Here is a 12,982-nt window from a genome sequence, read left to right as displayed (position 1 = left end):
AGCGCAGGTCGGACGGTGAATCACAGGTCAAAGAAGTGCCCCCGGCAGGATTCGAACCTGCGGCACCCGCTTTAGGAGAGCGGTGCTCTATCCCCTGAGCTACGGAGGCGGGACGTGCCCTGTAAGCCTAGCGAAAGGTTGGCACCACGTGCGCCGCCGGGGCGGATAAGTCGTCGGAGTTCATGGTCAGCACTGAGCTGACGGGCGGTAAAGCCATGGCAAGCGCGCAGGCCACGGCCAGCCTACCCGATTACCGTCACGCTTCGTGACGACACGGCGACGCGGACGGAATTCCGGCATTCGCTTGTTCCTCGCGGCGATGCTCGCTCCGGCGATCCTCGCCCTCGGCCTGCTCGCGGGCGAACTCGCCGGGTACGGGGATCCGGTTCCCGGCTCACGCGCCGTCGCGGCGGGACGGCGACCGCCACCGCAGCCGCACACCACTCGCCGTACGCCTCCCGCCTTGCTCTATCAGGCGCTCGTGCCGCTCTATCAGGGGCTCGTGCCGCGCCCGCTGGTCCAGCGTGGACCGCGCCGTCCACTCTCGCCCGAGGCACCCTCGGTACGGCAGAGAGCGCGCTCGTCGAAGAAAGTGCCGCCACGCGTACGGATCCGTCCGCCCGCCAGAACCGGCGAGCGGAAGTCGGGAGAGCTCTCCTGCGAGCGGGAATGGCAGGACACCTGGCTGTGGGAGCTGTGCCAGGAACGGGCGCAACGGTCCGCCTGACCGCTCGACTCCGCGACCCCGGGCATCCATCTCGCTGTAGTAACGTGCGTCCCTGACCCGGGTCATGAATTCGCAATGGAGGAGTCATCGTGCCATCTCCTCGATCGGCGGGCCTGATCGCGGTTGTCACGGCGATGACGTCCCTCGTCGGCGGGACCGCCGCCGGCCCCGCGCACGCGACCGATGCCACGCCCGCCGCCGCGGCCGTCGTTCCACTCAAGGAGCCGACCAACCTCACCGAGCTGCGGCGTGAGGCACAGAAGGCGTTCAAAGGCATCGAGGACGCCAACAGGACGCTCAAAGCCCGGCAGAAGCAGTTCGACACGCTGCAGAAACAAGTCGTCGGCAAGCTGGCCCAACTCCAGGTCGCCGACCAGGAACTGGCCAAGGTCCGGGGCCCCCTGTCCGAGATCGTCGAGTACATCTACCAGGACCCCTCGGTCAACAGCATGGGGTCGTTCTTCCCGAGTGGAGACGGCACGCCCACCCTCCGTGCGCTCAGCGACGTGAACCACATGGTCGCGGAACAGAACAACGTCGTCTCCGACGCGGCCAAACTCCTCCAGGACCGCGAACGGCTGGCCACGGAGGCCCAGGAGCTGCGCGCGGAGAACCTCCTCCAGGAGGCCCAGCTCGACGCCGAGATCGACGCCCTGCGCAAACGATCGGCCAGCCTCGTCAAATCGCTCACCCGGGCGCTGGTCAAACTGGGCGTGAAGGTCAACGCCAACAATCGCGGCACGGGGGCCTGTGACCCGACGCGGGTCGACCTCGCGGCGCAGTACCCCAACGGCCTGCTCCCGAGGGGGTTTCTCTGCCCGCTTCCGCAGAAGGGGGAGGAACTGCGCGCCGACGCCGCGATCGCCTTCGCCGACCTCAACGTCGCGTACCAGAAGCGGTTCGGTACGCCCATGTGCATCTCTGACAGCTATCGCAGCCTCGGGGAGCAGCAGGCCGTCTACTACCAGCGCCCCGGGCTGGCCGCGACGCCGGGCAAGAGCAACCACGGTCTCGGCATGGCCGTCGATCTCTGCGGCGGTGTGCAGATCTTCCGCTCCGCGCAGTTCAACTGGCTTGAGGCCAATTCGAAGCGGTTCGGTTTCATCCACCCCGACTGGGCGTATCACAGCCCCTTCGAGCCATGGCACTGGGAGTACGACCCCAAGGTGGGTTCCCTTCTCTGACCGGCCTCCTCTGACCGGCCTTCTCTGACCGGCCTCCTCTGACCGGCCTTCCGCCGTCTCGGCGATCCGCCGGATCGCCGCCGTCTTCGGGCGCCCGCGCCACGCCGATCGCGTACGGCTGCGCCCGCGTCGACAGGCCGCCGTACGCGCCGGTCCGTCGACGCCCGACCGGGCCCGGAGCGGGACCGACGGCGTTTCCTACGCTCTGATCTGCGGTTTCCCGGCTTAGCATCGGATCTCGTCCGGGTGGCGTCCCGATCCTGCGGCGGTCGAGCCGTCGTCCAGGTCCCTCTCTCGCTCAGTGCGCTGGACGGTGGGCCGGACGCCCGCGAGGGCACGAGGCCCGGACCCGGCGCCCTTTCGGGACGGGCACCGATGTGACCGCGGGGAGAGGGGACGATGGCGACCAGAGCGACCGGACCGGTCGATACGACGCCGGACATCGCGCTGCCCGGGGTGATCCTCGGCGTGGGGCTCGGCGGATTCGTCGACGGCATCATGCTCCATCAGGTCCTGCAGTGGCACCACATGCTGAGCGGCACCGACAGCGACAACATCGGGGTGCGCTACTACCCGGTGGACACCGTGCCCGGTCTGCAGATGAACACCATGTGGGACGGGTTCTTCCACGTGTTCACCTGGACGGCGGTGCTCGTGGGCCTGGCCATGCTGTACGCGCGGATGTCCCACCGCCGCAGGAGCATCTGGACGTCGCGCGCGCTGTGGGGCTGGCTCCTGGTCGGCTGGGGCCTGTTCAACCTCGTCGAAGGCATCGTCGACCACCACATCCTGTCCATCCACCACGTCCGCGGCGGGCCGTACCAGATGTGGTGGGACATCGGCTTCCTCGTGCTGGGCGCGCTGCTGATCGCCGGAGGATGGCTCCTGCAACGGGGCGCCCGCCGCATTCACACCGCGCCGGCCCGCTCCGCGGCCTGACCGCGCATGAGGGCACGGCGGGGTGAACATGTCCGGGCATGAGGGCCACGGCGGTACGAGTGTGGGCTTCCTGTCGCCGGCGGTCGTCGCGCTCGTGCTCGCCGGGTACCTGGTGCTCGCGCTGGGCCGTCGACGCGAGCCGCGGGGGTGGAGCCGCCGGCGCGTGGCGAGTGTCGTCGCCGGCGCGGGGCTGCTGATCGTCGCGATGCTCCCGCCTGTCGCGACCTTCGCCGAGCGTGATTTCCGCGGCCACATGCTGCAACATCTCCTCGTCGGGATGGTGGCGCCGACGGCGCTCGTGCTGGGCGCTCCGCTGACCCTTCTGCTGCGGTCGCTCCCCACGACCGGCCGTCGTCGCGTCGCGCGGCTGCTCCACAGCCGCCCGGCACGGGTGCTCGCCGATCCATGGCTCGCCCTGGTGCTCAACGTCGGCGGCATGGCAGCGTTGTACTTCACCCCGCTGTACGGGCTGGTGGCGTCCGGGCGGGTGCCGCATCACCTTGTGCACCTCCACTTCGTGCTGGCCGGTTACCTGTTCGCCTGGGCCATCGCGGGGCCGGACCCGGCGCCCCGGCGGCCGTCCGTGCGGACCAGGCTGGTGGTCCTGGGCGTGGCGATCACCGCCCACGCCGCGATGGCCCAGCTCATGTACGCCGGGTTCCTGGTCGGCGTACGGGTGCCCGCGGCGGAACTGCGCGGCGCGGCCGAGATCATGTATTACGGCGGCGACATAGCGGAACTCCTGCTGGCCCTGGCCCTGCTCTCGACCTGGCGCCCCGCTCCCCGAACGGCGAGGCGCCGGACGGCGCCCGCCGCCACATAGCCGTCCGATCCCGACCACCACAGGAACGTTCGGGAGGGAGCTATCGCGCGTGGATGGTCACCGAGAGGCGGCTGGCCGACTGGGCCCGGGCGAGGGCGAGCGCCTGCTCGCCGGTGGTGGCGAGCACCAGCAGCGCGCCCTCGACGGCCCCCGTCGCCGGTCGCGTCACGACGGTGACGTCCCGGGCGACGGTGATCGCCTGGGCGGTCTCCTGCCCGAAGGCGGCGAGGACGTCGACCACGTCTCCCGGTGAGAGCAGCGTCGCCGCGTCCGGGTCCGCGATCCGCACCGGGGTGGCCACCAGGCCGGCCCCCAGGGCCGAGAGGAACCCGCGCCCGAGCAGCCGGACGTCGGTGAGGAGCTCTCCCCGGCGCACCGGCCCGGACAGGACGCCGCCGACGACCGAGGCCCGGTCGCTGAACGCGCCGTCGGGCACCGCCTCCGGCGGCAGCCGTACGACGGTGACGTCGGGCGCGGACACCCGCCCGCCGGGAAGGTCGCGGGCGGCGGCGAGTACGGCCACGCCCGGCGGCTGCCGCACGGAGAGCAGCGCGCACGCCACGCAGACGGCGGCGAGCACCGCGGCGACGAGACGGCGATGCCGGGCGAGCCGGCGGCTCAGGGCGCGCATGAGATCACGGGAGGGTGATCGGAAGCGGGACGCCGTCCAGGACGCTGCCGCACGGGCAGTCACGCTCATCGGGCAGGGCGGTCACGACCTGCCCGATGAGCGTCCGCATCCGCTCGACGTTGGCGGCGAAGACGGCGAGGACCTCCTCATGGGTGACGCCCTCGCCCGCCATCACCCCGGCGTCGTGGTCGGTCACCAGCGAGATCGAGGTGTAGCAGAGGGCGAGCTCCCGGGCGAGCACGGCCTCGGGCATCGCCGTCATGCCGATGATCGACCAGCCCGCTCCCGCGTACCACTGGGACTCGGCCCTGGTGGAGAAGCGCGGGCCCTCGATCACGACGAGGGCGCCGCCGTCGACCGTGGGCCAGCCGCTCTCGCGGGCCGCGTCGACGGCGAGCGCGCGGCCGGTGGGGCAGTAGGGATCGGCGAACGACACGTGGACGGCGGCGCCGGACTCGTAGTACGTCCGCTCGCGGCTGATCGTCCGGTCCACGAGCTGGTCGGGGACCACCAGGGTGCCCGGACCGTACTCGGCGCGAAGGGAGCCGACGGCGGACGGCGCGATGACCTGGCGGACGCCGAGGGAGCGCAGCGCCCACATGTTGGCGCGATAAGGGATGCGGTGGGGCGGGTGCACGTGCCCGCGGCCGTGTCGAGGGAGGAACGCCACGGAGCGCCCGCCGATGCGACCGAGCGTGATCGTGTCGCTGGGCGGCCCGTACGGCGTGGCGACCTGGATCTCTTCGGCGTCGTCGAGCAGCGAGTAGAGCCCCGAACCGCCGATGACGCCGATGTCTGCGCGAGTGACCATGGGCCGACCCTAGGCGAAAGAGCGGAGGGAGCGGATCCGGGCTGTGGATAACCGCCGCCCTCGCCCGCCGCCTGGAGCCGGTACGGCCTGGCCGATGATCGCCCGTGGTGAGACGCGGCGAACCGGCCGATGAGGGCTCAGGCCGCGGAGGTGCTCGACGCGGGCGCGGCGGCGGGCGCCGAGGCGGCGGAGTCGGTCTTCGCGGCGGAGGCGGACTCCGGCTTCGACGAGTCGCCGGACGTCGAGGTCGTCGACGTCGTGGACTTCGACGAGCTGGAGGACCGGTTGTCGGTGCGGTAGAAACCGGAACCCTTGAACACGATGCCGACTGCGGAGAACACCTTGCGCAGCTGGCCGGCGCATTGCGGACAGTCGGTGAGCGGGGCGTCAGAGAACTTCTGGACGGCCTCCAGCTGCTCACCGCAAGCGGTACAGGCGTACTGGTAGGTGGGCACGCGCTCCTCCTGAAACTGGCACTCAACCGGTGCGACTGCTAATGGTACGCAGCCGAGAAGCATAAACGCCACTCAGGCCCTGTTTATTGCCTGCCCGCCGCCGGGACGGCCTTCCGACCTGCCGGAACGCCCGCACCGCTTGGCCGGACGTCCCGTTCCGGCCCGCTCGTACGGCGTCCGCCGCGTCGGGAGGGCCGCTGCGCGAGAGGCCGAGCGCCACATCCCGGAACGCTCCCAGTCCAGCATCTGGGACGGTCGCGCCGAACGGTCAGGTGGCGCCGCGTTCGCCGTACCAGCCGGCCAGCTTGCCCTTGCGGCTCACGGCGCGCAGGCGCTGCTCGACGACCTGCCGCTGCGCGGCCGTGGTCACGACGAGGAGCTGGTCCCCGGACTCCAGTTGGGTGGTGGCCGACGGGACGAAGGAGCGCCCGTCGCGCACGATCATCGTCACCGCCGCGTTCGCCGGAAGCCGCAGCTCGAAGATCTCCACGCCGTGCATCATCGAGCCGGGAGGTATCCGCACCTGGAGCAGGTCGGCCTTCAGCTCCTCCAGCGGCGCGGCCTCGACGTCGATGTCCCGCGCCTCCCCCTCGGCGGTGATGCCGAGGATCTTGGCCAGGAACGGCAGTGTGGGGCCCTGCACCAGCGTGAACACGATCACGATGATGAAGACCTCGTTGAACACTCCCTTCGCCCCGAGCATGCCGTCGGCCCACGGGATCGTGGCCAGGACGATCGGGACGGCCCCCCGCAGACCGGCCCAGGAGAGGAAGACCTGGTCGCGCCAGGAGATCCGGTCGATCCGCGCGAGCCGTACGAGAAGCGAGCAGGCGACGACGGACAGCGGGCGGGCGAGCAGCACGAGGACCACGCCGGCCAGCAGGCCGGGGACGATCGTGCTCGGCAGCTCGGCCGGGCTGGCGAGCATGCCGAGCATGACGAAGAGCCCGATCTGCGCCAGCCACGCCGCGCCTTCCGCGAACCCTCTCGTGGCCGAGCGGTGCGGCAGCCGGCTGTTCCCGATGATCAGGGTCGCGAGATAGACGGCGAGGAAGCCGCTCGCGTGGAGCTGCACGGCCCCCGCGTACGCGAGGAACGCGGCGGCCATGACGGCGATCGGATAGAGGCCGGAGGCGGGCAGCGCCACCCTGCGCAGCAGGTACGCCGACAGGGGGCCGATCGCCAGCCCGACCGCGGCCCCCACCGCCAGCTCGTACGCCGCGTTGACCAGGATGTCCCACCCGGACGGCATGGGCGCGGAGGGCAGGCTGAGCATCGTCACGACGATCACGGTCGGCGCGTCGTTGAAACCGGACTCCGCCTCAAGGACGCCGGCGAGCCGCGGCGGCAGCGGAAGCCGCCGCAGCACGGAGAACACGGCCGCCGCGTCGGTCGAGGCGAGCACGGCGCCGAGCAGCAGCGACAACCGCCAGCTCATGTCGAGCAGGCTGTGTACGGCCACCGCGAACACGGCGATGCTGACGGTGACGCCGAGCGTGGCCAGGACCAGCGCCGATGGCACGGCGCGCCGCACGTTCTGCCAGTTGGTGGTGAGACCGCCTTCGGCCAGGATGACGGCGAGCGCCACGAGACCGAGCTGCTGGGCGAGCCCGGCGTTCTCGAAGTGGATGTGCGCGAACCCCGCCTCACCCAGCAGCAGCCCGAGGCCGAGGTAGATCAGCAGGCTGGGAAGGCCGGTGCGGTGGGCGATGCGGACGGAGACGATTGCCGTGATGACGACGATGGCGGACAGGAGCAGCCATACGTTCAGCCCCACCTGCCCCCCTTTCGCATCTCACGCCACTGTCGTCACACTCCGCGCAAACGGATAATACCGGTCGGTAAAGCGCCAAACATGACGCTCTGATCGTGCGGTTCGGCGGGAATCCCCTCGATCAGCTCGCCTTCGTGCAGCAGCGCCACGGTCGGGACGTTGGGTCCCACTCTGGCCAGTGCGCGGTCGTAGGACCCGCCGCCACGCCCGAGACGCACGCCCGTCACGGGATCCACCGCGAGCGCGGGGACGAGGACCAGCGCGGCCGTCCTGATCGCGTCCACGCCGCGGCGCGTGTCCACCGGCTCCATGATCCCGTACGGCCCCGGGGCGAGGGAGTCGGGACCGTCGTACACCGCCCAGTCGAGATCGTGGTCCGGCCGCAGCACCGGCAGCATGACCGTCGCGCCGTGTTTCCAGAGGGCGAAGACCAGGCCGTGCGTCGACGGCTCGGACCCGATCGACCAGTAACAGGCGACCAGCCCAGCCATCTGGACCCACGGCTCCTGGAGCAGATGCTCCCTGATCGCTCCGGACGACTCGCGCAGGACCCGCTCGTCCAGTCCTGACCGTGTGTTAAGAATCCGTCGCCGCAGGTTCATCTTGTCCATAGCCTGCTCCATTAGTGTTCCACCATGGCTGACTTTGAGAACGTGACCAAAGCCGTTGTGCCGGCGGCGGGCCTCGGCACCCGATTCCTGCCTGCGACGAAGGCGACGCCCAAGGAGATGCTGCCGATTGTCGACAAGCCGGCCATTCAGTATGTCGTCGAAGAGGCGGTCTCCGCTGGCCTGCTCGACGTTCTGATGGTGACCGGACGTAACAAGCGCTCGATCGAGGACCACTTCGACGTCGCGTACGAGCTCGAGGACGCGCTGCGGGCCAAGGGCGACGAGGAGCGCCTCTCCCAGGTCCAGGAGCCGGTCGACCTCGCCACCATGCACTATGTCCGTCAGGGTGAGCCCAAGGGCCTCGGCCACGCCGTGCTGTGCGCCAAGCAGCACGTCGGCGACGAGCCGTTCGCCTGCCTCCTGGGTGACGACCTGATCGACCCCCGCGACCCCTTGCTCAAGCGCATGATCGAAGTGCGGGCCACCTACGGCGGCAGCGTCATCGCCCTCATGGAGGTGCCGCGCGAGCAGGTCTCCCTGTACGGCTGCGCCGCCATCGAGGCGACCGACCAGGACGACGTCGTACGCGTGACCGACCTGGTGGAGAAGCCCCCGGCCGACGAGGCCCCGTCCAACTGGGCGGTCATCGGCCGTTACGTGATCGACCCGGCCGTCTTCGAGGTGCTGGAGAACACCCCGCCCGGCCGCGGCGGCGAGATCCAGCTCACCGACGCCCTGCGCACGCTGGCCTCCCGCGGCCCCGACGAGGGCGGGCCGGTCCACGGCGTGCTGTTCCGCGGCCGCCGCTACGACACCGGCAACAAGCTCGACTACCTGCGCACGGTCGTCCAGTTCGCGGCCGACCGCGAGGACCTCGCGCCGGAGTTCATCCCGTGGCTGCGCGAGTTCCTCGACCAGGCGGGATCCTAGAGGCATGAAATCCGTCGATCGGCACCTCGCCGACATCCTCGCGACCATCCGGCCGCTGGCCCCGCTCGAGATCGATCTCGAACGGGCGCACGGCACCGTGCTCGCCGAGGACGTCGCGTCGCCCGTGGCTCTTCCCCCTTTCGACAACTCGGCCATGGACGGCTACGCCGTACGCGCCGAGGACGTGGCCGGCGCGCCGGTCGTGCTCCCGGTGATCGAGGATGTGGCGGCGGGGGACACCGAGCTGCGCGCGATGGGGCCCGGCATGGTCACGCGCATCATGACCGGCGCGCCCGTGCCCGCGGGTGCCGACGCCGTCGTCCCCGTCGAGTGGACCGACGGCGGCACGGCCCGCGTCACCGTCCACCGGGCGGTGCCCGCGGGCAACGCCATCCGCCGCTCCGGCGAGGACGTGCGCGCGGGGGAGATCGTGCTGCGTGAAGGCAGCGTGATCGGCCCCGCGCAGCTCGGCATCCTCGCCGGGGCCGGCCGGCGCCGGGTCCTCGTACGGCCCCGGCCCCGCGTCGTCGTGATCTCCACCGGGGCGGAGCTGGCCGAGCCGGGCACGCCGCTCGGGCACGGCCAGATCTGGGAGTCCAACAGCTTCATGCTCGCGGCCGCCGTACAGGAGGCGGGGGGAGAGGTCTTCCGCGCCGGCGCCGTCGGCGACGACCCGCAGCGCTTCCTCCGCTCGCTGGAGGCCCAGCTCGTCCGGGCCGACGTCGTGATCACCAGCGGCGGCGTCTCCATGGGGGCGTACGAGCCGGTCAAGGAGGCCCTGGCGCCGCTGGGCAAGGTCGTCTTCGAGAAGGTCGCCATGCAGCCGGGGATGCCCCAGGGGTTCGGCGTGGTGGGCGACGACGACGTGCCGATCTTCACGCTGCCCGGCAACCCGGTCTCGTCCTTCGTGTCGTTCGTGCTCTTCGTCGAGCCGGCCCTGCGCAAGATGCGCGGCCTGCCCGAGGGGCCGGCCGCGACCGTCAGGGCGACCACCACGGCCTACCTGCGCTCGCCCGCCCGCAAGCGGTCCTACCTGCGGGCGGTGCTGTCGCCGGACGCCGCAGGGAACACCGTGGCCCCGGTCGTCGGGCAGGGCTCGCACCAGCTCGCGGCGCTCGCGTCCGCCAACGCCCTCGTCGTCGTGCCGGAGGACGTGACCGAGCTGCCCGAGGGAGCCGAAGTGGACGTGATCCCGCTGTGAGCGAGCACGGCCTGATCCGCGTACGCGACGCCGTACCACTGGGCGAGGAGGAGAGATGAGCGACCCCACCCGCGAGCCGACGCACGATCTGACCCATATCGACGAGACGGGCGCCGCCCGCATGGTGGACGTCTCGGCCAAGGACGTCACCGTGCGCACCGCGACCGCCACCGGGCGCGTCCTGCTCGCCGCGCCCGCCGTGGCCGCGCTCCGCGCGGGCGACGTCCCCAAGGGGGACGCGGTCGGCGTGGCCAGGATCGCCGGGATCATGGGCGCGAAACGCACCCCCGACCTCATCCCGCTCTGCCACCCGATCGCCGTGCAGGGCGTCGAGGTCGTGCTCGACGTCGTCGACACCGGCGTGGAGATCACCGCGAAGGTCAAGACGGCCGACCGCACCGGCGTCGAGATGGAGGCCCTGACCGCCGTCACCGTCGCGGCGCTCGCCCTGGTCGACATGGTCAAGGCCGTCGATCCGGCCGCCGTCATCACGGGGGTGCGGGTCGAGGAGAAGACCGGCGGCAAGACCGGCGTCTGGACCCGCCCGTGAGAGCGCTCGTGATCACCGTCTCGAACCGGGCGTCCGCCGGGGTCTACGAGGACACCTCGGGGCCGCTCCTGGCGAGGCTGCTCGCCGAGGCGGGCTGCGACGCCGTGGACGGCCCCGCCGTCGTCCCCGACGGCGAGCCGGTCGAGGCGGCCCTGCGCAAGGGCGTCGGCGACGGCTACGACGTCATCGTGACGACCGGCGGCACCGGCCTCACCCCCCTCGACCTCACGCCCGAGATGACGCGCCGCGTCCTCGACCGCGAGATCCCCGGCATCGCCGAGGCCGTACGGCAGGCCAACCGCGAGAAGGTGCCCGCGTCGATCCTGTCGCGCGGGCTCGCCGGACAGGCGGGGTCCACACTGGTCGTCAACCTGCCCGGCTCCTCCGGAGGCGTACGGGACGGGATGGCGATCCTCGCCCCGATCCTGGCGCACGCCGTTGACCAGATCCGGGGCGGCGACCACCGTCGGTGACCGGTTCCGGCACCGGCATGGCGCCCCGGCGGGCTTCCGGGAGATGATTGACGCGTGGATCGACTTCGCGGCTGGCCGGCGGCCCTGACCGAGGGGCCCGTCGGGCTCCGGCCCCTGCGGCTGCGTGACGTCCGGGCCTGGCGTGAGACCCGGCTGCGGAACGCCGACTGGCTGCGGCCATGGGAGCCGAGCAACCCCGAGACCCCGCTCTTCCGGACCGGCCTCGGGCCGTACGTCTCGATGGTGGGCACCCTGCGGCGCGAGGCGCGGCAGGGGCTCGCCCTGCCCTGGGTGGTCACCTACCAGGGGCAGTTCGCCGGGCAGCTCACCGTGGGCGCCATCGTCTGGGGCTCCGCCCGTTCCGCGCAGGTCGGCTACTGGGTGGACGGCGCGCTCGCCGGGCGCGGCATCATCCCGACCGCGCTCGCCATGGCCGTCGACCACTGCTTCTTCACCACCGGGTTGCACCGCCTGGAGGCCAACATCCGGCCGGAGAACCACGCCAGCCGCAGAGTGGTCGAGAAGCTCGGCTTCCGTGAGGAGGGCATCCGCAGGCGCCAGCTCCACATCGACGGCGCGTGGCGGGACCACATCTGCTACGCGCTGACGGTCGAGGACGCCCCGCGCGGCCTCCTCGTCCAGTGGCGGCGCGCCCGCGAGGCGGCGGCGTCCAGGCGCACGGAGACGACCCCGGGACAGTGAGCGTTCCCGGTGATCACACACCGGGATCGAATTACATGAAGAGCTTTGACGATCTCGCGACACACCGCATCGAATGCTCGTCAATCAGTGACACGCAGTCTTACGGTGCGTGACGTGAGCACATCTCCGACGCCCAGAGTCCGCAGGTGTGCTCGGCATCTCCGGAGGTGGTCGCATGGGTAGCGTCCTCCTCTACCTCGCCATCGTCGTCATGTGGCTCGGGGTCCTGCTGCCGATGTGGCTGCGCAGGGACAAGCACGCCATCGACGACCTGTACGAGGACGAGCCCGCCGAGCCCGCGGCCGACGCGGACACGGTCATCGAGAGCCCGCGTACGGCGTCCGTGGAGGGCGAGGGCTCGGCCTCCGCTCCGCTCACCGTCCCGCTGCCCGCTCCGGTCCCGGAGGGGGCCGGACAGGCCGCCGCCACGGCCACCACAGGCGCGTCCGCGGACTCCGCGGACGACGGCGGCGTCCCGTCCGGCGCGGGCACCCAGCGTGACGACGCGTCCGCCGACGAGGCGTCCACCGGCAGTGAGGAGGCGGCCGCCGAGGGCGCCTCCCGGCCCCGGGAGGACAGGGTGGCACGGGCGCGCCGGGCGGCACGGCGCCGTCGGGCGCTCATCATCGCCCGGCGCCGCAGGCGGCTGCTCTGGAGCATCCTGCTCGTCGTCGCCTCGACCGTCACCGCCGCCGTCAGGGTCATGCCCTGGTGGGCCGTCGCTCCCTCGGGCGTCCTCATGGTCGCTTACCTCGCCGTGCTGCGCGTCGCCGTACGGGTGGACGCGGAGCGCCGCGAGCTGGCCGCCAAGGCGCGCGCGGAGCGGCTGGCCAAGCAGCGTGAGCGCCGGCGCGCCATCGAGGCCATGGCCCGCGAGGCGGAGGTCATCATGCTGGAGGCGCGCAAGCGGGTCCAGGTCTTCGACCAGTACTCCGACAGGCGCGCGGTCGGCGATTGATCGGATGGCGCGAACAGCTCCGAATGTTTGCTAATCTAGTCGAGGCATTGGGGCTATAGCGCAGTCCGGTAGCGCACTTCGTTCGCATCGAAGGGGTCTGGGGTTCAAATCCCCATAGCTCCACCAGGCCAGAGGCCGGTTCCGATCCTCGGAACCGGCCTCTTCGTTTTCCCGGCCGACCGCGGCTCGAAGTCTTTCCCGTCGATGGCGGCT

At 71.4% G+C, this 12,982-nt stretch carries 15 protein-coding genes, 2 tRNA genes and 1 pseudogene; 12 read left to right on the top strand and 6 right to left on the bottom strand.

Annotated elements, in window-relative coordinates; translation table 11 throughout:
• Positions 1-36 precede the first annotated feature (36 nt).
• Positions 37-109: transfer RNA gene (locus AWQ70_RS27265), tRNA-Arg, on the bottom strand.
• 210 nt (positions 110-319) lie between these two features.
• Between AWQ70_RS27265 and AWQ70_RS39305 the strand changes: the two genes are divergently transcribed.
• The 4 genes from AWQ70_RS39305 (at position 320) to AWQ70_RS27250 (ending at position 3,673) form a co-directional block, all read left to right on the top strand.
• Positions 320-727: a hypothetical protein gene (locus AWQ70_RS39305; protein ID WP_169808758.1), complete on the top strand. Its 408-nt coding sequence runs from the start codon at positions 320-322 to the stop codon at positions 725-727.
• A gap of 89 nt (positions 728-816) precedes the next feature.
• Positions 817-1,911 carry a D-alanyl-D-alanine carboxypeptidase family protein gene (locus AWQ70_RS27260; protein WP_157530459.1) on the top strand — a complete coding sequence of 365 codons (1,095 nt, stop codon included), beginning with the start codon at positions 817-819 and terminating at the stop codon, positions 1,909-1,911.
• 399 nt (positions 1,912-2,310) lie between these two features.
• Positions 2,311-2,850 carry a DUF2243 domain-containing protein gene (locus AWQ70_RS27255; protein ID WP_067181799.1) on the top strand — a complete coding sequence of 180 codons (540 nt, stop codon included), beginning with the start codon at positions 2,311-2,313 and terminating at the stop codon, positions 2,848-2,850.
• Positions 2,851-2,878: 28 nt separating this feature from the next.
• Complete coding sequence (locus AWQ70_RS27250) at positions 2,879-3,673, top strand: cytochrome c oxidase assembly protein (protein WP_067181946.1); 795 nt, start codon at positions 2,879-2,881, stop codon at positions 3,671-3,673.
• Between the two features lie 40 nt (positions 3,674-3,713).
• Here the strand turns inward: AWQ70_RS27250 and AWQ70_RS27245 are convergent, their stop codons facing one another.
• Positions 3,714-4,304, bottom strand: a complete 591-nt coding sequence (locus tag AWQ70_RS27245) for an SAF domain-containing protein (protein WP_067181797.1) — start codon at positions 4,302-4,304, stop codon at positions 3,714-3,716.
• A 4-nt stretch (positions 4,305-4,308) separates the two neighbouring features.
• Positions 4,309-5,115, bottom strand: coding sequence for an S-methyl-5'-thioadenosine phosphorylase (locus AWQ70_RS27240; protein WP_067181795.1), 807 nt, complete (start codon positions 5,113-5,115; stop codon positions 4,309-4,311).
• A gap of 129 nt (positions 5,116-5,244) precedes the next feature.
• Here AWQ70_RS27240 and AWQ70_RS42270 point away from each other — a divergent pair, with 129 nt between their 5' ends.
• The gene (locus AWQ70_RS42270) at positions 5,245-5,415 is read left to right on the top strand and encodes a hypothetical protein (RefSeq protein WP_306303419.1); all 171 of its coding nucleotides are present in this window, start codon (positions 5,245-5,247) and stop codon (positions 5,413-5,415) included.
• 62 nt (positions 5,416-5,477) lie between these two features.
• Here AWQ70_RS42270 and AWQ70_RS42265 read toward each other — a convergent pair.
• The 3 genes and pseudogenes from AWQ70_RS42265 to AWQ70_RS27230 all read right to left on the bottom strand — a co-directional run.
• Positions 5,478-5,633, bottom strand: a pseudogene (locus tag AWQ70_RS42265) (FmdB family zinc ribbon protein); the annotation flags it as partial.
• Positions 5,634-5,838: 205 nt separating this feature from the next.
• On the bottom strand, positions 5,839-7,347 hold the full coding sequence (locus AWQ70_RS27235) for a potassium/proton antiporter (protein ID WP_067181792.1): 1,509 nt from the start codon (positions 7,345-7,347) through the stop codon (positions 5,839-5,841).
• Between the two features lie 32 nt (positions 7,348-7,379).
• Positions 7,380-7,955: a 5-formyltetrahydrofolate cyclo-ligase gene (locus AWQ70_RS27230; RefSeq protein ID WP_084517873.1), complete on the bottom strand. Its 576-nt coding sequence runs from the start codon at positions 7,953-7,955 to the stop codon at positions 7,380-7,382.
• Positions 7,956-7,979: 24 nt separating this feature from the next.
• Between AWQ70_RS27230 and galU the strand changes: the two genes are divergently transcribed.
• The 7 genes from galU to AWQ70_RS27195 all read left to right on the top strand — a co-directional run bounded on the left by galU (position 7,980) and on the right by AWQ70_RS27195 (position 12,895).
• On the top strand, positions 7,980-8,885 hold the full coding sequence (gene galU / locus AWQ70_RS27225; protein WP_067181787.1) for a UTP--glucose-1-phosphate uridylyltransferase GalU: 906 nt from the start codon (positions 7,980-7,982) through the stop codon (positions 8,883-8,885).
• Positions 8,886-8,889: 4 nt separating this feature from the next.
• Positions 8,890-10,086, top strand: coding sequence for a molybdotransferase-like divisome protein Glp (gene glp / locus AWQ70_RS27220; RefSeq protein ID WP_067181785.1), 1,197 nt, complete (start codon positions 8,890-8,892; stop codon positions 10,084-10,086).
• 55 nt (positions 10,087-10,141) lie between these two features.
• Entirely contained in the window at positions 10,142-10,636 is a 495-nt protein-coding gene (gene moaC / locus AWQ70_RS27215) for a cyclic pyranopterin monophosphate synthase MoaC (RefSeq protein ID WP_067181783.1), read from the top strand.
• Positions 10,633-11,109 carry a MogA/MoaB family molybdenum cofactor biosynthesis protein gene (locus AWQ70_RS27210; protein WP_084517864.1) on the top strand — a complete coding sequence of 159 codons (477 nt, stop codon included), beginning with the start codon at positions 10,633-10,635 and terminating at the stop codon, positions 11,107-11,109. The genes moaC and AWQ70_RS27210 overlap by 4 nt, the downstream gene beginning before the upstream one ends.
• A 54-nt stretch (positions 11,110-11,163) precedes the next feature.
• Positions 11,164-11,811, top strand: coding sequence for a GNAT family N-acetyltransferase (locus AWQ70_RS27205; protein WP_067181780.1), 648 nt, complete (start codon positions 11,164-11,166; stop codon positions 11,809-11,811).
• Between the two features lie 175 nt (positions 11,812-11,986).
• Positions 11,987-12,769 (top strand): divisome protein SepX/GlpR, encoded by a 783-nt coding sequence (sepX, locus tag AWQ70_RS27200; RefSeq protein ID WP_067181777.1) that lies wholly within the window; start codon positions 11,987-11,989, stop codon positions 12,767-12,769.
• A 49-nt stretch (positions 12,770-12,818) separates the two neighbouring features.
• A tRNA-Ala gene (locus AWQ70_RS27195) sits at positions 12,819-12,895 on the top strand.
• The last annotated feature ends 87 nt before the right edge of the window (positions 12,896-12,982 follow it).

The sequence above is a fragment of the Microtetraspora niveoalba genome (assembly GCF_001570405.1).
GTDB classification, from domain to species: domain Bacteria; phylum Actinomycetota; class Actinomycetes; order Streptosporangiales; family Streptosporangiaceae; genus Microtetraspora; species Microtetraspora niveoalba.
The sequence above is the reverse complement of the archived record's forward strand: the minus strand, read 5'-3'. Positions and strand labels throughout refer to the sequence as shown.

Excerpts from the sequence above, each read along its gene's own strand:
- AWQ70_RS39305 (WP_169808758.1), top strand. The coding sequence starts at position 320 with ATGCTCGCTCCGGCGATCCTCGCCCTCGGCCTGCTCGCGGGCGAACTC.
- AWQ70_RS27255 (WP_067181799.1), top strand. The coding sequence starts at position 2,311 with ATGGCGACCAGAGCGACCGGACCGGTCGATACGACGCCGGACATCGCG.
- AWQ70_RS27250 (WP_067181946.1), top strand. The coding sequence starts at position 2,879 with ATGTCCGGGCATGAGGGCCACGGCGGTACGAGTGTGGGCTTCCTGTCG.
- AWQ70_RS27245 (WP_067181797.1), bottom strand. The coding sequence starts at position 4,304 with ATGCGCGCCCTGAGCCGCCGGCTCGCCCGGCATCGCCGTCTCGTCGCC.
- AWQ70_RS27240 (WP_067181795.1), bottom strand. The coding sequence starts at position 5,115 with ATGGTCACTCGCGCAGACATCGGCGTCATCGGCGGTTCGGGGCTCTAC.
- AWQ70_RS42270 (WP_306303419.1), top strand. The coding sequence starts at position 5,245 with ATGAGGGCTCAGGCCGCGGAGGTGCTCGACGCGGGCGCGGCGGCGGGC.
- AWQ70_RS27230 (WP_084517873.1), bottom strand. The coding sequence starts at position 7,955 with ATGGACAAGATGAACCTGCGGCGACGGATTCTTAACACACGGTCAGGA.
- galU (WP_067181787.1), top strand. The coding sequence starts at position 7,980 with ATGGCTGACTTTGAGAACGTGACCAAAGCCGTTGTGCCGGCGGCGGGC.
- glp (WP_067181785.1), top strand. The coding sequence starts at position 8,890 with ATGAAATCCGTCGATCGGCACCTCGCCGACATCCTCGCGACCATCCGG.
- moaC (WP_067181783.1), top strand. The coding sequence starts at position 10,142 with ATGAGCGACCCCACCCGCGAGCCGACGCACGATCTGACCCATATCGAC.
- sepX (WP_067181777.1), top strand. The coding sequence starts at position 11,987 with ATGGGTAGCGTCCTCCTCTACCTCGCCATCGTCGTCATGTGGCTCGGG.